The 18,031-nt window shown below is 63.1% G+C and carries 11 protein-coding genes; 10 read left to right on the plus strand and 1 reads right to left on the minus strand.

Annotated features, from left to right (window positions below; genetic code table 11):
- Positions 1-150: 150 nt before the first annotated feature.
- Positions 151-1,374 carry an ROK family transcriptional regulator gene (locus tag ACTXGA_RS18675; RefSeq protein WP_443396125.1) on the minus strand — a complete coding sequence of 408 codons (1,224 nt, stop codon included), beginning with the start codon at positions 1,372-1,374 and terminating at the stop codon, positions 151-153.
- A gap of 216 nt (positions 1,375-1,590) precedes the next feature.
- Between ACTXGA_RS18675 and ACTXGA_RS18680 the strand changes: the two genes are divergently transcribed.
- From ACTXGA_RS18680 to ACTXGA_RS18725, 10 genes are all read left to right on the plus strand, one after another.
- On the plus strand, positions 1,591-2,616 hold the full coding sequence (locus tag ACTXGA_RS18680; protein WP_443396126.1) for a sugar ABC transporter substrate-binding protein: 1,026 nt from the start codon (positions 1,591-1,593) through the stop codon (positions 2,614-2,616).
- Between the two features lie 128 nt (positions 2,617-2,744).
- Positions 2,745-3,815 (plus strand): ABC transporter permease, encoded by a 1,071-nt coding sequence (locus ACTXGA_RS18685; RefSeq protein ID WP_443396127.1) that lies wholly within the window; start codon positions 2,745-2,747, stop codon positions 3,813-3,815.
- Complete coding sequence (locus tag ACTXGA_RS18690) at positions 3,815-4,615, plus strand: ATP-binding cassette domain-containing protein (RefSeq protein WP_443396128.1); 801 nt, start codon at positions 3,815-3,817, stop codon at positions 4,613-4,615. The genes ACTXGA_RS18685 and ACTXGA_RS18690 overlap by 1 nt, the downstream gene beginning before the upstream one ends.
- A gap of 197 nt (positions 4,616-4,812) precedes the next feature.
- Entirely contained in the window at positions 4,813-7,191 is a 2,379-nt protein-coding gene (locus ACTXGA_RS18695) for a glycogen/starch/alpha-glucan phosphorylase (RefSeq protein WP_443396129.1), read from the plus strand.
- Entirely contained in the window at positions 7,188-9,395 is a 2,208-nt protein-coding gene (gene glgB, locus ACTXGA_RS18700; protein WP_443396130.1) for a 1,4-alpha-glucan branching protein GlgB, read from the plus strand. The genes ACTXGA_RS18695 and glgB overlap by 4 nt, the downstream gene beginning before the upstream one ends.
- Positions 9,396-9,427: 32 nt before the next feature.
- Positions 9,428-10,681, plus strand: a complete 1,254-nt coding sequence (gene glgC / locus ACTXGA_RS18705) for a glucose-1-phosphate adenylyltransferase (protein WP_443396131.1) — start codon at positions 9,428-9,430, stop codon at positions 10,679-10,681.
- A 4-nt stretch (positions 10,682-10,685) separates the two neighbouring features.
- Positions 10,686-12,122, plus strand: coding sequence for a glycogen synthase GlgA (gene glgA, locus ACTXGA_RS18710; protein WP_443396132.1), 1,437 nt, complete (start codon positions 10,686-10,688; stop codon positions 12,120-12,122).
- 13 nt (positions 12,123-12,135) lie between these two features.
- Positions 12,136-14,226, plus strand: coding sequence for a glycogen debranching protein GlgX (glgX, locus tag ACTXGA_RS18715; protein WP_443396133.1), 2,091 nt, complete (start codon positions 12,136-12,138; stop codon positions 14,224-14,226).
- Complete coding sequence (locus ACTXGA_RS18720) at positions 14,223-16,202, plus strand: 4-alpha-glucanotransferase (protein WP_443396134.1); 1,980 nt, start codon at positions 14,223-14,225, stop codon at positions 16,200-16,202. The genes glgX and ACTXGA_RS18720 overlap by 4 nt, the downstream gene beginning before the upstream one ends.
- A complete protein-coding gene (locus ACTXGA_RS18725) occupies positions 16,199-17,836 on the plus strand; it encodes an alpha-D-glucose phosphate-specific phosphoglucomutase (RefSeq protein WP_443396135.1) in 1,638 nt (545 codons plus the stop codon). Before ACTXGA_RS18720 ends, ACTXGA_RS18725 begins: the two co-directional genes overlap by 4 nt.
- Positions 17,837-18,031: the final 195 nt, after the last annotated feature.

Consider the following 18,031-nt stretch of genomic DNA (forward strand, 5'->3'; position numbering starts at 1 on the left):
TGGGAAAGAAAGGGGCCAGGCGTGCCATCTGCGCGTCGGTCAGCCAGAAGAGATCGCTCATGTCACCGCTCCGTTTTCGAAGCCGTGAATCATGCTGTTCACGCGAAATCAATGCATCCTGACCCTAAGTGACGAAGGGCAAAGGCGGCGTCAGGCCTTCAGGAACGCGTTGCGATCCACAAGGAACCTGTCCGACAGTGGCAGGCTGGCCGCGCCCATCGCCCGCGCGTCGCGCCCGATGGTGCCCGCGCGGAGCGTCGGCACGACGATGCCTTTCAGGCGGATTTCCTCCAGCCGTTTCTGCGTGCGCGTCACAAGATCCGCCCGCACATCCGCAGGCAACCATCCGTCGATCATGACGCTTTCGAAGTCGATCAGGCAGGAGGCCGAGAGGATGGCATAGGCGAACCCTTCGACCGCCTTGCTGACCCATGCCTCTTGCACGCCGTCGGGCAGATCCCAATGGTCGGGATCATCCCAGATCATGCCACTGTTGCCGCCCGCCTCGATGACCATCTGTTCCAGAGTGACGATGGAGGCCACATCGACCAGTTGGCGCACGGTTTCGCCCTCGATCCCCACCGGGATCGAAGCAAGGGCGGCAGCATTGCCGGTGCGCCCGGTGAACAGGGTGTTGTCGATGACCAGCCCGCCGCCGACGAAGAAGCCGACGAAGAAATACAGGAAATCGCGCGGGCGGTTCTGATCGCCAAAGACCAGTTCCGCACCGCAGGCGGCGGAGCCGTCGTTGCGCATGTAGACCGGGAAATCCCAGACCTCGGCGATTTCTGTCGCGATGTCGCGGTCGCGCCAGGCCTCCATCTCCTGCCCGGTCAGGCCCAGCGGCTTGGCCCAGTCCCACAGGCGAAAGGGAATTGCGATGCCAAGACCGGCGACCTTTTCGCGATCCTTGGCGGACATACGGCCCAGCAGTTGTTCGATGGAGGCGTTGGCGAATTCAACCACGCTGTCCGGCGTCGGGTAGCGGTGCGGCAGGTGCACACGCTCCTGCACGGTGCCGTGGAAATCGGTCAGTATCAGGTCAAGCGAGCGCCGCCCCACCTTCAGCCCCAGAAAGAAGGCACCGTTCTGTGCAAGGCTCATCGGGACCGAGGGCTGGCCGACCTTGCCGCGCACGGGCTCTCCCTTGATCAGAAGCCCCTCTTTTTCAAGCGCGCGCATGATGACAGAGACGGTCTGCGCGGACAGGCCGGTGAGGCGAGCGATATCGGCCTTGGCCAGCGGCCCGGTCTGACGGATCAGGGTCAGGACAAGTCGTTCGTTGTGGGCGCGCACGCCGCTTTGGTTCGACCCGCGAACCCCGTCCGGCGGCACCGCAACCATTGCCTCCGCCCCCCCCTGAGCATTGTTCATTTTCTGCGTCCGTCTTTTGTTATCATGCGGCGTCATGCAGAGTAGCATGTCATCCACAGGGTCTGCCGTCAATATTAAATCACTTGGATTTATTAATGTTGACAGGGGACGGCCGAATCTGTTTTTGTAGGTTTCAAGGGCGGGACATTCCCGCTCTCGGGTCCGGAAAACGAATCATCGGGGCCCAATACTGATGAATATCTTTGGGAGGATATCATGAAAAAGCTTCTGACCGGGTCGGCTATTGCGCTGACTGCCGCCGTTCTGGCCTCTGGCGCAACTGCCGGCAGCCATTCGATCAGCGCCTGCCTGATCACCAAGACCGACACCAACCCTTTTTTCGTCAAGATGAAAGAAGGCGCGACTGCCAAGGCTGAGGAGCTTGGCATCGAGTTGAAATCCTTTGCCGGAAAGGTTGACGGCGACCACGAGACACAGGTTCAGGCCATCGAAACCTGCATCGCGGACGGCGCAAAGGGCATTCTGCTGACAGCGTCCGACACTTCGTCCATCGTTCCGGCCGTTCAACAGGCGCGTGACGCGGGAATCCTTGTTATCGCACTGGACACCCCGCTGTCGCCGATCGACGCGGCCGATGCCACCTTTGCCACCGACAACTTTCTGGCCGGTGAGCTGATCGGCAAATGGGCCGCGGCCAAGCTGGGCGATGCCGCTGCCGACGCCAAGATCGGCATGCTGGACCTTGCCGTGTCGCAGCCGACCGTGGGCGTTCTGCGCGACCAGGGCTTCCTGCAGGGCTTTGGCATCGATCTGGGCGACCCGAACAAATGGGGCGATGAAACCGATCCGCGCATCATCGGCAACGACGTGACACAGGGCAACGAAGAAGGCGGCCGCCGCGCGATGGAGAACCTGCTGGCGCAGGATCCGATGATCAACGTGGTCTACACCATCAACGAACCCGCCGCTGCCGGTGCCTATGAAGCGCTGAAATCGATCGGTCGTGAAAACGATGTGCTGATCGTGTCGGTCGACGGTGGCTGCCCCGGCGTCCAGAACGTTGCGGACGGCGTGATCGGCGCGACCTCGCAGCAGTATCCGCTGCTGATGGCGTCGCTGGGCATCGAAGCCATCAAGAAGTGGGCTGACGAAGGCGTGAAGCCGGAGCCGACCGAGGGCAAGGACTTCTTCGATACCGGCGTGGCGCTTGTCACCGATCAGGCCGTGGACGGCGTCGAGTCGATCACTGTCAAGGAAGGCATGGACCGCTGCTGGGGCTGATCCCGGCGCTCTGAAATCCAGAGAAGGGGCGGCAACGCCCCTTCCCGATAGACGCGCCGCGGCCCCGTGATCTAGGCTGGCTGAAAACGCGCGCCAGAACGCACCCATATATTCCGGGAGGAGTCCCCATGACCGAGTCTGCCTCAAAAGGGCAGGACTACGAAGCGTCGTTGTCCAAAGCCACCCAACAGGTGGCCGAATTCAAAAAGCGTGAAGGGTTTGGCCACAAACTTCAGCACGCCTTGCACACGAACCCCGCCCTGGTTCCTTTGATCGTGCTGGTTCTTTCGATTGTTGTTTTCGGTATCCTGCTGGGATCAAAGTTCTTTTCGCCATTCGCCCTGTCGCTGATCCTGCAGCAGGTTCAGATCGTCGGCATCGTCGCCGCCGCCCAATCGCTGGTGATCCTGACCGCGGGCATCGACCTGTCGGTCGGCGCGATCATGGTGATGAGTTCGGTCATCATGGGCCAGTTCACCTTTCGCTATGGTATCCCGCCGTTCATCTCCGTGATGTGCGGGCTTGCCGTGGGCACCGGTATTGGCGCCATCAACGGTTTGCTGGTCACCCGGATGAAACTGCCGCCCTTTATCGTGACGCTTGGCATGTGGCAGATCGTTCTCGCCGCCAACTTCCTCTACTCTGCGAACGAAACCATCCGGTCGCAGGACATCGAGGAAAAAGCCCCGATCCTGCAATTCTTCGGAAGCGTGATCCAGATCGGCGGCGCCCGCCTGACCTATGGCATCATCTTCATGCTGCTGCTGTTCGCGGTGCTGACCTATGCGCTGACACAGACCGCCTGGGGCAGGCACGTCTACGCCGTGGGTGACGACAAGGAATCCGCCGAGCTTTCGGGCATGGAAGCCAACAAGGTTCTGGTGTCGGTCTACGCGTTGTCCGGCCTGATCTGCGCCTTTGCCGGCTGGGCCCTGATCGGGCGCATCGGTTCTGTCTCTCCGACCTCGGGGCAGTTGGCCAACATCGAATCCATCACCGCCGTGGTGATCGGGGGCATCTCTCTGTTCGGGGGGCGTGGATCGGTTCTTGGCTCTCTGTTCGGGGCGCTGATCGTCGGTGTCTTTACCCTTGGCCTGCGTCTGCTGGGTGCGGACGCACAATGGACCTACCTGCTGATTGGTGTCCTTATCATCGCTGCCGTCTCTGTAGACCAGTGGATCAGAAAGGTGTCGACCTAATGACCATGCAACCCATCGTTCAAGGCCGCGGAATCGTGAAGCGTTATGGCCACGTGACCGCAATCGACCACTCCGACTTTGACCTGTACCCCGGTGAGGTGCTGGCCGTGATCGGCGACAACGGCGCGGGCAAATCCTCGATCGTCAAGGCGATCTGCGGGGCCGTGCAGGCCGATGAGGGCGAGATCAAAATCGAAGGCAAACCGGTGCATTTCACCTCTCCCCTGCAGGCGCGGGAAATGGGCATCGAGATCGTCTATCAGCAGTTGGCCCTGTCCCCTGCCCTGTCCATCGCGGACAACATGTTTGCCGGGCGCGAGTTGCGCAAACCCGGTTTCATGGGCACGGTCTTTCGTCAGCTGGACAAGAAGGCGATGGAGAAATTCGCCCGAGACAAGCTGACCGAACTGGGCCTGATGACGGTGCAATCCATCAATCAGGCGGTCGAGACGCTGTCGGGTGGTCAGCGTCAGGGGGTGGCCGTGGCCCGCGCCGCGGCCTTTGCCAAGAAGTTCATCATCATGGATGAGCCGACCGCCGCGCTGGGCGTCAAGGAAAGCCGCCGGGTTCTGGAACTGATTCAGGACGTGCGGGCCAAGGGCATCCCGATCATCCTGATCAGCCACAACATGCCGCATGTCTTCGAAGTGGCGGACCGGGTGCACATTCACCGGCTGGGCAAACGGCACGCGGTGGTCGATCCGGCCAAGATAAGCATGTCCGACGCCGTGGCCATCATGACCGGCGCGATGGAGCCGCCGCCCCTTGAGGAGCAACAACTGACGCCCAAAGCGGCGTGACGGATCGGCCCTGCCCCGAATGGAACAGGGGCAGGGTCAAACTGGGGCCTGCTTGCAACAAACCGCTGTCCGGTTCAGCATGGTTTGCAAGAGCTATGGCTTTCTGCGGGAAACTGTTGTTAGCGGTAACATCAACTGCGACCGCCCCGGATGGAATTTCGGCGCTGGTCGCTTGCCTTTGAGACGGGACCGATCCGATGAAAGACGAAATCCTCGCACATCTGAAGTATTCGCTTGGCAAGGACGCAGACCACGCCTCGGTCTATGACTGGCGCATGGCACTGTCGCTGGCGCTGCGGGACCGCACCGTGGACCCGTGGTTCAACAGCACAAAGACCAGCTACGACAAAGACGTGAAACGCGTCTATTACCTGTCGATGGAATTCCTGATCGGCCGCCTTGTCGAAGACATCGCCGCCAACCTTGGCCTGGTCGAAGAGGCGCGCACAGCGCTGTCCGAACTGGGCCAGGACTATGACGCCCTGGTCAAGGATGAACCGGACGCCGCGCTGGGCAATGGCGGGCTTGGACGTCTGGCCGCCTGCTTCATGGACAGCCTCGCCACGCTGGGCATCCCGGCGATGGGATACGGCATCCGCTATGAACACGGGCTGTTCGAACAGGATTTCGTCGAAGGCCAGCAGATCGAGAAGGCCGAGACATGGCTGGATCAGCATCACGCCTGGGAATTCGAACGCCCCGAGGTCAGCTATTCGATCGGCTTTGGCGGCCACGTTCAGCACCACGAAGGCAAGGCCACTTGGCACCCCCATGAGACCGTCATGGCCACCGCCTATGACACGCCGATCGTCGGCTGGAAAGGCAAGTGGGCCAATACCTTGCGCCTCTGGTCGGCCCGTCCGCAAAAGGAATTCGACCTCGCCAGCTTCAACCGGGGCGATTACCTTGCCGCCAGCCGCTCCGAGGCGCTGGCCCGGACCATCAGCCGCGTGCTGTATCCCGATGACACCACCGATACCGGCAAGGAACTGCGCCTGAAGCAGGAGTATTTCTTTACCGCCGCGTCGATCCACGACCTGCTGCGCCGGTTCCTGTCGGATCATGACGACATTCGCAAACTGCCGGACTATGCGGCAATCCAGTTGAACGACACGCACCCGGCGATTGCCGGTCCGGAACTGATCCGCATCCTTGTGGACCTGCACGGCATCGACATGGCCGAGGCCATCGAGATTTCGCGCCGTTGCCTTGGTTACACCAACCACACCCTTCTGCCCGAAGCGCTGGAGCGGTGGTCGGAGTGGCTGTTGGGCCGTGTCCTGCCCCGCCACCTCGAGATCATCCGCGTTATCGAGGACAAGCAGCAAGGCGAGCATCCCGATAGCCCGCGCATCCTTGACCACGGTAACGTCAACATGGGCGAACTGGCCTTCATCATGGCGCACAAGGTCAACGGCGTGTCGGCACTGCACACCGATCTGGTGAAATCGACCGTCTTCGCCGACCTGCACCGGATCCACCCCACGCGAATCGTTAACCAGACAAATGGAATCACGCCCCGGCGATGGCTGCATGGCTGCAACCCCGCGCTGAGCACCCTGATCACCCGAGAAATCGGTGACGGATGGATCGCGGATCTGGAACAGCTGAGCGCCCTGCGCAGCCGCACCTCGGACGCTGGATTCCTTGAAGAATTCCGGGCGGCCAAACGCGTCAACAAGGAACACCTGTCGAACTGGGTCGGCGAGCATTGCGGCATCCAGATCGACCCGGACGCGATGTTCGACATCCAGATCAAGCGGATCCACGAATACAAGCGTCAGCACATGAATATTCTGGAGACCATCGCGCTCTGGAACGAGATGCACGCGAACCCGCATGCGAACTGGACCCCGCGGGTCAAGTTCTTTGGCGGAAAGGCCGCGCCCGGCTATCACGTTGCCAAGGAAATCATCCGCCTTATCAACGATGTAGCCACGGTCATCAACAACGACCCGGTGACCAAGGACCTGCTCAAGATCGTCTATCCGCCAAACTACAACGTGACCATGGCAGAGATGCTGATCCCGGCGGCGGATCTCAGCGAACAGATCTCGACCGCGGGCAAGGAAGCCTCAGGCACCGGCAACATGAAGTTCGCCCTGAACGGCGCGCTGACCATCGGCACGCTGGACGGCGCGAATGTCGAGATTCGCGAGCATGTGGGGGCGGAGAACTTCTTCCTCTTCGGCCTGACCGCAGAAGAGGTTGCCGAACGTCGCCAAAAACCGGGATTCGCACGGGCCGCAATCGAAAAAAGCCCCCGAATGCAAAAAGTTCTGGCCCAAATGGCCGAAGGACGCTTTGCGCCACAGGACCCGGGTCGCTACCATGGTCTTGTGGGCAACCTCTGGGATCACGACCACTTCCTCGTTTCTTGCGATTTCGACAGCTACTTCGAAACGCAACGTCGTGCAGACGAAGCCTTCAAGAACTCGGCCAGCTGGTCGGCAATGGCGCTGTGCAACACGGCGAGTGTCGGCTGGTTCTCGTCTGACCGGACAATTCAAGGGTACGCGCGTGACATCTGGAACGTGAAACCCGCCAACGGCGTCGAACTGGAGCAATCTGCATGACAGCCCCGATGAACCCCGACATTGCCCATGCAATCGCCGAAGGCCGACACGGGGATCCCTTCTCCGTGCTGGGCCAACACACGCTGCCCGATGGCAGCCAATGTGTGCGCGCCTTTTATCCGAATGTGGAAGGGGTCGAGGTTCTGAGCCGGGATGGCAGCACGTCGCTGGCCAAGCTGCAGCCGGTCGACGGGGTTCACGGCCTGTTCGACGGCGTCCTGCCGGGCGTCGCCGGGCGGGTCGATTACCGCCTGCGTCTGACCCGGGGCGCGGAAAGCTGGGAAGAAGAAGACGCCTATGCCTTTGGCCCGGTACTGGGCGAAATGGACGAATACCTGCTGGGCGAAGGCAGTCACGGCGAGCTTTGGCGCGCGCTGGGCGCGCATGTCATCAACTACGGCGGCACGACAGGCTCCCATTTCGCGGTCTGGGCCCCCAATGCCAACCGGGTGTCGGTTGTCGGCAGCTTCAACGAATGGGACGGACGCCGTCACGTCATGCGTCGTCGCGGTGCAACCGGGGTCTGGGAAATCTTCATTCCCGGTCTCGGCGATGGCACGATCTACAAATACGAATTGCAGGACAGCAACGGGCAGTTGCTGCCGCTCAAGGCGGACCCGGTCGGCTTTGGTGCGGAACTGCCGCCAAGAACCGCCTCCGTGGTGCGCAATCTGGGCCAGCACATGTGGCAAGACCAGCAGTGGATGGCGAACCGCGGGAACAAGCACCGCATCGACCAGCCGATCTCTGTCTACGAGGTGCATCTGGAAAGCTGGCGCCGCGTGCCGGAGGACGGCAACCGTTCGCTGAGCTACCGCGAACACGCCGACCAACTGGTGAGTTACGCGGCCGACATGGGCTTTACCCATATCGAACTGACGCCGATTTCCGAGTACCCCTTCGGCGGTTCGTGGGGCTATCAGCCGGTGGGCCTGTTTGCCCCGACCGCACGGTTCGGCACGCCCGAGGATTTCCGCGCATTGGTCGAGGCCACGCATGCCGCAGACATGGGCCTGATCATCGACTGGGTGCCGGGCCATTTCCCGACCGATATTCATGGGCTTGCGCAGTTTGACGGAACCGCCCTCTACGAACATCAGGACCCCAAAGAGGGGTTCCACCCGGACTGGAACACGCTGGTCTACAACTACGGCCGGACAGAGGTGGTCAACTTCCTGATCGCCAACGCGCGGTTCTGGCTGGAGGAATATCACCTCGACGGTCTGCGCGTGGATGCCGTCGCCTCGATGCTGTACCGCGACTATTCCCGCAAGGAAGGTGAATGGGTCCCGAACGAACATGGCGGGCGCGAAAACCTTGAGGCCATCGCCTTTCTTCAGCGCATGAACGAACAGGTCTATGGGGCCTATGCGGACATCATGACAATCGCCGAGGAATCGACCGCCTTTCCGGGCGTCAGCGCACCGACATCACATGGCGGGCTGGGCTTTGGGTTCAAATGGAACATGGGGTGGATGAACGACACCCTGCGTTACATGTCCGAGGATCCGATCAATCGGAAGTACCACCACGACAAGATGACCTTTGGCCTGCACTACGCCTTCAGCGAAAACTTTGTCCTGCCGCTGAGCCATGACGAGGTAGTGCATGGCAAGGGATCGCTTCTGGGCCGGATGCCGGGCGACGACTGGCAGCGCTTTGCCAATCTGCGGGCCTATTACGGGTTCATGTTCGGACACCCAGGCAAGAAACTGATGTTCATGGGCTGCGAGATTGCCCAGCCGGATGAGTGGAACCACAATCAGAGCCTTGACTGGCACCTGCTGGAATACGAACCGCACAAGGGTGTGCAGAACCTCGTGCGTGATCTGAACACGCTCTACCGGGGCACGCCCGCGCTGTATGAACGCGACACCAAGCCCGACGGCTTTGCCTGGATCGACGGCGGCAACGCCAACGACTCGATCTTTGCCTGGATGCGCATGGGCGAAGAGGGCACGCCGCCCGTGCTGGTGGTGAGCAACTTTACCCCGGTTACGCGGACGGGCTACCGCATTGGCGTACCGCGGGCCGGAGGGTGGACCGAAGTGCTCAACAGCGACGATCCCAAATATGGCGGCAGCGGCCAGGTGAACGCAGGCGCCATCAAGACCGATGACGTCTCTGCGCATGGCTGCGACCAATCGATTGAAATCACCGTCCCGCCTTTGGCGACGGTATTCCTGCAATTTTCCGGAAACTGATTACGGAAACGGATCTGGGGGAGGATCACATTGTGACTGACAGGCTAAGGCTGACACAGCAGACGATGGCTTTTGTGCTTGCAGGCGGGCGCGGCAGCCGTCTGAAGGAAATGACCGATATCCGGGCGAAACCGGCGGTCTATTTCGGCGGCAAGACGCGGATCATCGACTTTGCGCTGTCGAATGCCGTCAATTCCGGCATCCGCCGGATCGGCGTTGCGACGCAATACAAGGCGCACAGCCTGATCCGCCACCTGCAGCGCGGCTGGTCCTTCTTCCGGGCCGAGCGCAACGAGGGGCTGGATATCCTGCCCGCCTCGCAGCAGGTGGATGAAGAGAACTGGTACAAGGGCACCGCCGATGCGGTCACCCAGAACATCTCGATCATCAAGGGCTATAACCCCAAGTACATCGTGATCCTTGCCGGCGACCACATCTACAAGCAGGACTATTCCTACATGGTCGAGCAGCACGTGACCTCGGGCGCCAAGGTGACCGTGGGCTGCATCGAGGTGCCGCGCGAAGAGGCCAAGGGCTTTGGCGTCATGGCGGTGGACGAGAACGACAAGATCCTTGAATTCGTCGAAAAGCCCGCCGATCCGCCCGCCATGCCCGGCGATCCCAGCCGATCGCTGGCCTCGATGGGCATCTATGTGTTCGACACCGATTTCCTGTGCGAGTTGCTGGAAGCGGACGCCAATGACCCGAATTCCAGCCATGATTTCGGCAAGGACATCATCCCCGGTCTCGTGGCCTCTGGCGACGCTGTGGCGCATCCCTTTGGCCGCTCCTGCGTCATGTCGGGACTGGAGAAAGTGCCGTATTGGCGCGATGTGGGCACGCTGGACGCCTATTGGCAGGCCAATATCGATCTGACCGATTTCGAACCCGAACTGGACATCTACGCCACCAACTGGCCGATCTGGACTTATTCGGAACTGACCCCGCCTGCCAAGTTCATCCACAACGAGGAAGGCCGTCGCGGACAGGCGGTATCCTCGATGGTGTCGGGCGGCTGCATCGTGTCGGGCTCGTCGCTGTATCAGTGCCTGCTGTTTACGGGCGTGCAGACGCACTCCTATTCGCAGCTGGAAGGGGTTGTCGCCCTGCCCTACGCACAGGTGGGACGGCGCGCGCATATCAAGAACGCGATCATCGACCGCGGCGTGGTCATTCCCGAAGGTCTGGTGATCGGCGAGGATCCCGAACTGGACGCCCGGCGTTTCCGCCGGACCGAAAGCGGGATCTGCCTGATCACCCGCGACATGATCGAGGCGTTGGAGTAACCCGATGAAAGTACTGATGGTCACGTCGGAATGTGCCCCATTCATCAAGACCGGGGGCCTTGCCGACGTGGCCGGCGCCCTTCCGGGTGCATTGGCCAAGCAGGGCATCGACACCAAGACGGTGCTGCCCGCCTACCCGGCGCTCTTTCCCCTGCTGGCGCAGGGAAAAGAGGTCGCCAGCTTTGGCGACCTGCCAGGCGGCCACGGCCGTCTGGTCGAGGTCGAGGCGAACGGCGTTCCCCTGCTGCTGCTGGACGCGCCGCAACTCTTTGATCGGCCCGGGGCGCCCTACACCGATCCCGAAGGCACGGACTGGTCCGACAACCACCGCCGCTTTGCCTCTTTGGCGCAGGCGGCGGCGCGGATCAGCTTTGATGGCCTTGGGGGCTGGGTGCCGGATGTGCTGCACGCGCATGACTGGCAGGCCGGGCTGGCCCCGGTCTACCTGAAACAGGACGGGCGCAAGCCGCCGCGCTCTGTCATCACCATTCACAACATCGCCTTTCAGGGCCGGTTCGGGCCGCATGTGATGGGCGATCTGCAATTGCGCAGCGACTGGTTCACGCCGTCGGGGCTGGAATACTACGGCGACGTGAGTTTCCTGAAGGCCGGTCTGGTCTATGCCGATCACATCACCACGGTCAGCCCGACCTATGCGCGGGAAATCCTTACGCCGGAATTCGGCATGGGGCTGGAAGGGGTGCTGCAAGGCCGCACCGGGGCGCTATCGGGTATCCTCAACGGCATCGACACTGACGCCTGGGATCCGACAAAAGACCCGGCCCTGCCCGCCCCCTTTGACCGCAAGAATCTGAGCGACAAGGCCAAGAGCCGCGCCGCGCTGGTCGAGCGTATGGGGCTGGACCCGGATCACGACGGCCCGATCTTTTGCGTGATCAGCCGGCTGACGCTGCAAAAGGGCCTGGATACGCTGGCCGAGGTCATCCCCGCGCTGGTCGAGGGCGGTGGACAGCTTGCCGTTCTGGGTTCCGGCGATCCGGTTCTGGAAAACGCCTATCGCGATGCCGCGGTCAAGTTCCGCGGCAAGGTCGGCGTGCACATCGGCTATGACGAGGCGCTGTCGCACCTGATGCAGGGTGGTTCGGACGCCATCCTGATCCCGTCGCGGTTCGAACCCTGCGGTCTGACCCAGTTGTACGGGCTGCGCTATGGCACCCTGCCCGTGGTTGCCCGCACCGGCGGTCTGGCGGATACGATCATCGACGCCAATCAGGCGGCGCTGGCCGCGGGGGTTGCCACCGGCTTTGTCTTTGACGAGGTTTCTGTCACCGGGATCGAAGGCGCCATAGCGCGTGCGATCGACGCCTACGCCGATCAACCGCTCTGGCAGCAGATGCAAAAGGCCGCGATGCGTCAGCCTGTCGGCTGGGAAAGTTCGGCCAAGGCTTACGTGCAGATGTACGAAACACTCATATCCTAACGCGAGGACGCGCGTGCATTATCAGATCACGTCAGGGCGGCCAAACCGGCTGGGCGCGTTTTTCGACAATGAAGGGGTGAACTTTGCCCTCTTCTCGGAAAACGCGCACGAAGTGGAGCTTTGCCTGTTTTCCTACGACGGCAAGCGCGAGGAACAGCGCCTGACCCTGCCCGATCGCACGGGCGAGGTCTGGCACGGCTATGTGCCGGGTCTGCGGCCCGGGGCGCTATACGGGTACAGGGTCCATGGTCCCCATGCGCCGGAACGCGGCCACCGCTTCAACCCCAACAAGCTGCTGATCGATCCTTATGCCCGCTCCCTGTTCGGCTCTTTCAGCACCCACGAAACCACCTTCGGCTACGAACCCGGCGCGGCGGAGGGCGACCTGTCCTTCGACACGCGGGACAGCGCGCCGCATGTGCCAAAGAGTGTGGTCTGGGACCCGGCGGATTACCCCTGCAGCGTGCGCACACTGGAACGCGGATGGGACAACACGCTGATCTACGAGGCGCATGTGCGCGGCACGACGATGCAGCACCCCTCGATCCCGGAGGCCCTGCGCGGCACCTATGAGGGGCTGGCCTCTGACCCGATGCTGGATCACCTGACCCGGCTGGGCGTAACGGCAATCGAACTGCTGCCGGTGCAGGCGATCCGGTCCGAAAACGCGCTGACCGCGCGCGGGCTGGTCAATTACTGGGGCTACAACACCGCTGCCTTTTTCGTGCCGGAGCCGCGCTACCTTGGCCCGCGCGGCGTCGCCGGCTTTCGCGCCATGGTCGACAAGTTCCATTCCGCCGGGATCGAGGTGCTGCTGGACGTGGTCTACAACCACTCCGCCGAAGGCGACCACATGGGGCCGACCTTTTCGTTCCGTGGTCTGGACAACGCGTCCTACTATCGCCTTCTCGAAGGGCAGCCACGCTATTACGTCAACGACACCGGCACCGGAAACACGCTGAACGTACAGCATCCTTTCGTCCTGCGCCTTGTTCTGGACAGCCTGCGGTTCTGGGTCGAATGCATGGGCGTGGATGGCTTTCGCTTTGACCTTGCCACGACCCTTGGACGTGAACGCCACGGTTTTGACCGCAACGGCGGTTTCATGGATTCCATCCGTCAGGATCCGGTGCTGCGGCATGTCAAACTGATTGCCGAGCCATGGGACATTGGCCAGGGCGGCTATCAGCTGGGACAGTTCCCGCCGGAATTCGCCGAATGGAACGACCGTTACCGCGACACGCTGCGCCGCTTTTGGCGGGGTGACGGCCATGCGGCGCAGGACCTTGGCTCTGCCCTCCTGGGCACGGCGGACCTGTTCGATACGCGCGGACGCCGCACATGGGCCACGGTGAATTTCGCCTCCGCCCATGACGGTTTCACACTGGCGGACGTGACCGCCTATTCCAAACGCCACAACGAGGCGAACGGAGAGGACAACCGCGACGGCCACCACGCCAACCATTCCGACAATCTTGGCGAAGAGGGCGAGACGGAAGACGCAGGCATCATCGCCGCCCGTCGCCAGCGCCAGCGCAACATGCTGGCCACGGTTCTGCTGTCGCAGGGAACGCCCATGATCCTTGCCGGGGACGAAGGCGGCAACAGCCAGTTCGGCAACAACAACGCCTATTGTCAGGATAACCCGATCAGCTGGATCGACTGGGACAACCTGGACAAGGACCAGATCGAATTCACCGCCGCGCTCAGCGCCTTTCGGCAGGCGCACCCGGTGCTGCACCAATCGCGCTTTCTGCACGGGGCCAAACGGGTGGACGGACATACCGACGTGGAATGGCGCGCCTTTGGTGGCGGGGGCCTGAATTGGCGCGACCCCGGCCTGTCTTCGCTATGCCTGCTGATACGCGGCTGTGCGGAATGCCCCGAAGGGCGGGCCGATTCAGAGGAAATCCTGCTGGCCTTCAACCGCGAAGGCACGCAGCAGTTGCTGCACCTTCCCGCCCCGGACGCCGGTCCGTGGCGGCGTGAGATCGACACATCCGCGATCCGCCAGGAGCCGCTGACAATCACCGATGACGCGATCATGGTCGAGGCGTTCAGCGTCGCCTGCTTTGTCAGGCAACAGCGGAGGACACCGGGATGAACGCCGACGACGCGCTGCGATCCCTTGCCGGGCACTATGGCGTCCACCTTGCGTTTCATGACCTCAGCGGTCGCGAACATTCCGCCACGCCCGAAACGTTGCGCGCCTTGCTGGGCGGGATGGGCGTCGATGCTACGACCCCGGCGGCGGTCGAAGAGGCCCTGAAAGAGGCACAGGCGACAAAGCGCGTCCTGCCAGACGAAATCCGCACGCGCGCAGGCCAGCCGCTGCGGCAGCCGGTCGAACGACCCTGCGTCTGGCTGATCCTTGACGAAAACGGGCACGAAATCGCCTCTGGCACCGCCGAGCGCATGATCGAACACGCAACCCTGCCGATGGGCTATTTTTCGTTGCACGCAAAGGGGCGGGATTGGCAGACGGAAACCTTTGTTCTGTCCGCGCCCGATCACGCGCCGATCACGTCCGACCTGACCGGTCGCCACAAGGGATGGGGTGTCTGCGGTGCGTTGTATGGCCTGCGGTCCAGCCACAACGGCGGTCTTGGGCGCTACACGGATCTGCCGGGCGTCGTCTCTGCCCTCGGAGAGGCCGGGGCGCAGTTCTTCGGGCTCAACCCGATCCATGCGCTGGGCTGGACGGCGGATGAGATGATCAGCCCCTATTCCCCGACGCACCGTGGTTTTTTCAGCACCGATCACATCGCACCATCGACCGGATTGGGTCCGACACCGACCCCGGAACAGATCAACTACCCCACGGCCCGCCGCCGCCAGAGGGCGGCGCTGCGCGCCGAATACGAAGGTTTCGACGGGGCGGGCAAGGACGATCAGCGCGCCTTTCAGGCCTTTCGCGCCCGGGGCGGCGCGGCGCTGGACACCTTCGCGCAGTTTGAGGCGCTCAGCACGCGACACGGGCTGGATTTCCGTGACTGGCCCGCCGAGCTGCGCCGCCCGGGGTCCGAGGCCGCGCGCGCGGCGGCGGAAGACGTGGGCTTTCACCAGTGGCTGCAATGGCGCGCCGAGACCCAGATCGACGCGGCGCAATCCGCCGCTCTGCGGGCGGGCATGGATTTCGGCCTGTACCTTGATCTGGCGGTAGGCGCCCGCCCCGGCGGGGCAGAGGCATGGATGCACCGTGACACCATCGCCCCCGGCGTCACCATCGGCGCCCCTCCCGATCACCTGAACCCCGAAGGCCAGTCGTGGAACCTTGCCGCGCATGCCCCGGCGCGGATGAGGGCGGCACATTACGCACCGCTGCGCGCCATGCTGCGCAAGCTGATGGCCAAGGCGGGCATCCTGCGGGTCGATCACGCGCTGGGCCTGCTGCGCAGCTTCTGGCTGCCCGACGATGGCAGCCCGGGTGGCTATGTCTCGCAGCCCTTCGACAGCCTGCTGGCCGTGATCGCGATCGAGGCCGCGCGGGCAAACTGCCTTGTGGTGGGAGAGGATCTGGGCCTTGTCCCGCCCGGCTTCCGGGAAAAACTGAACGCGGCGGGCCTGCTCAGCTACGCGGTTTGGCAATATGAGACCCACGACGACGGAACGCTGGTGCCCCCAGAGGCCCTGCGCCCCTTTGCGCTGGCCTGTTTCGGAACCCACGACACGCCGACGCTGAAGGGCTTCTGGTACGGTCAGGACATTGCGTGGTGGCAAAAGATGGGCTGGCTGGGCACCTCCGCCGCCGCAGCGCGCCACAGCGAACGCGCGCGTCAGCGCGGCGGATTGCGCGTGCAATGCGGATTGCCGCCACTGGCCGGCTCCGAACAGATCGCAGAGGCCGTTCAGGCAAAGCTGTCCACCGCGCCCTCGGCGCTGGTGGCGCTGCAACTGGACGATCTGCTGGGCGAACTGGACGCGCAGAACCTGCCCGGCACCATTGACGAACACCCCAACTGGCGCCGCCGCGCGCCTGTGACCGTCGAGGCGCTGCGCGAGCTGCCCGCGCTGAAGCGTCTTCGTGATATCATCCCTGCAGACCGCCGCGGGACCGATCAGAAAGGACCGAGCCAATGACTGCTGTTACGCGCCCCCTGACCCCCTTTGACGGACAGAAACCCGGCACCTCCGGCCTGCGCAAGAAGACACGGGTCTTCATGCAGGAGGGATACCTGGAGGCCTTCGTTCAGTCGATCTTCAACGCCATCGACGGGGTGGCGGGCAAGACCTTTGTGGTCGGCGGCGACGGCCGGTATTTCAACGCCGAGGCGATCCAGACGATCCTGCGCATGGCTGCGGCCCAGGGCGCGGCGCGCTGCATCGTCGGTCAGGGCGGGCTATTGTCCACGCCTGCGGCGTCGAACCTGATCCGCAAGCGCGGCGCGAACGGCGGGCTGGTACTGTCGGCCAGCCACAACCCCGGCGGCATCGATGAGGATTTCGGCCTCAAGTACAACATCTCGAACGGCGGCCCCGCCCCCGAGGGTGTGACCGAGGCGATCTTTGAACAGACCAAGACGCTGTCCGAATACACCACTCTGGAAACCCCGGACCTCGACCTGTCGGCGATTGGCGAGGTGAGCCTTGGCGACATGGCGGTCGAGATCGTGGACCCGGTGACGGACTACGCCGCCTTGATGCAGGAACTGTTCGACTTTGACGCGATCCGCGCGATGATCGCCGGTGGCTTCACCCTGAAATTCGACGCGATGCACGCGGTGACCGGCCCCTATGCGACGGCGATCCTTGAGGGGATGCTGGGCGCGCCTGCGGGGACGGTGCAGAACGGCACGCCCTCTGTCGATTTTGGCAAGGGGCATCCGGACCCGAACCCGATCTGGGCCAAGCCGCTGGTCGATCTGGTCATGGGGCCGGACGGCCCGGATTTTGCCGCCGCGTCTGACGGGGATGGCGACCGCAACATGATCCTTGGCAAAGGGGTCTACGTGACGCCGTCGGACAGCCTTGCTGTGCTGGCGGCCAATGCGCATCTGGCCCCGGGCTACAAGCGTGGGCTGGCCGGAGTCGCGCGGTCCATGCCGACCAGCCGCGCCGCCGATCGGGTGGCGGAAAAGCTGGGCATCGCCTGCTTCGAGACGCCGACCGGCTGGAAGTTTTTCGGCAACCTCCTGGACGCGGGCAAGGCGACGCTGTGTGGTGAGGAAAGCGCCGGCACCGGCAGCGATCACGTCCGCGAAAAGGACGGGTTGTGGGCGGTGCTGCTGTGGCTGAACATTCTGGCCGAGCGCAAGGTATCGGTGAAGGAGATCCTGGAGGATCACTGGGCGACCTACGGGCGGAATTATTATTCGCGGCATGACTACGAGGCCGTGGACAAGGCCGTGGCGGAGGGAATCATGGCCGATCTGGAGCATCGCCTGCCGGAGCTGCCCGGCACGGTCGAGGGCAATCCGGGCAAGACCATCGTGGCGGCGGATCAGTTTGCCTACAACGATCCGGTTGATGGTTCGGTCAGCCGCAATCAGGGCCTGCGCATCCTGTTCGATGATGACAGCCGCGCGGTGATCCGGCTGTCGGGGACCGGCACCGAGGGGGCGACGATCCGCGTCTATCTGGAGCGGTTCGAGCCGGCGGATGGAAATCTGGGGATCGAGACGCAGGCGGCGCTGGCGGATCTGGTCGAGGCGGTGGACGCCCTGACAGGCCTGTCGGAGCGGACCGGGCGCAACGCGCCGGATGTGATGACCTGAGCCCTGTCCACGCGTGGACAGGTTAGGGGGAATGCAGGATCAAGGGGTTACAGGGACGGTTTAACCGGTTGTTAGGATCCGGCCCCCGCATGGGGCCGGGAAACCTGCCTGAAACCCCGCCCCGTTTGGCCCAGTGAGGCCCCGTGCGAAGTGGCCGATCCGGGGTCTGAACCGGCGCGGACACAAGGCCCGGCC

It is taken from the genome of Antarctobacter jejuensis (assembly GCF_052266595.1).
GTDB classification, from domain to species: Bacteria; Pseudomonadota; Alphaproteobacteria; order Rhodobacterales; family Rhodobacteraceae; genus Antarctobacter; species Antarctobacter jejuensis.

Bases quoted from the DNA above. Each gene is read 5' to 3' on its own strand.
- ACTXGA_RS18680 (WP_443396126.1), top strand. From the start codon at position 1,591: ATGAAAAAGCTTCTGACCGGGTCGGCTATTGCGCTGACTGCCGCCGTT.
- glgB (WP_443396130.1), top strand. From the start codon at position 7,188: ATGACAGCCCCGATGAACCCCGACATTGCCCATGCAATCGCCGAAGGC.
- ACTXGA_RS18685 (WP_443396127.1), top strand. From the start codon at position 2,745: ATGACCGAGTCTGCCTCAAAAGGGCAGGACTACGAAGCGTCGTTGTCC.
- ACTXGA_RS18695 (WP_443396129.1), top strand. From the start codon at position 4,813: ATGAAAGACGAAATCCTCGCACATCTGAAGTATTCGCTTGGCAAGGAC.
- ACTXGA_RS18720 (WP_443396134.1), top strand. From the start codon at position 14,223: ATGAACGCCGACGACGCGCTGCGATCCCTTGCCGGGCACTATGGCGTC.
- ACTXGA_RS18675 (WP_443396125.1), bottom strand. From the start codon at position 1,374: ATGAACAATGCTCAGGGGGGGGCGGAGGCAATGGTTGCGGTGCCGCCG.
- glgA (WP_443396132.1), top strand. From the start codon at position 10,686: ATGAAAGTACTGATGGTCACGTCGGAATGTGCCCCATTCATCAAGACC.
- ACTXGA_RS18725 (WP_443396135.1), top strand. From the start codon at position 16,199: ATGACTGCTGTTACGCGCCCCCTGACCCCCTTTGACGGACAGAAACCC.
- ACTXGA_RS18690 (WP_443396128.1), top strand. From the start codon at position 3,815: ATGACCATGCAACCCATCGTTCAAGGCCGCGGAATCGTGAAGCGTTAT.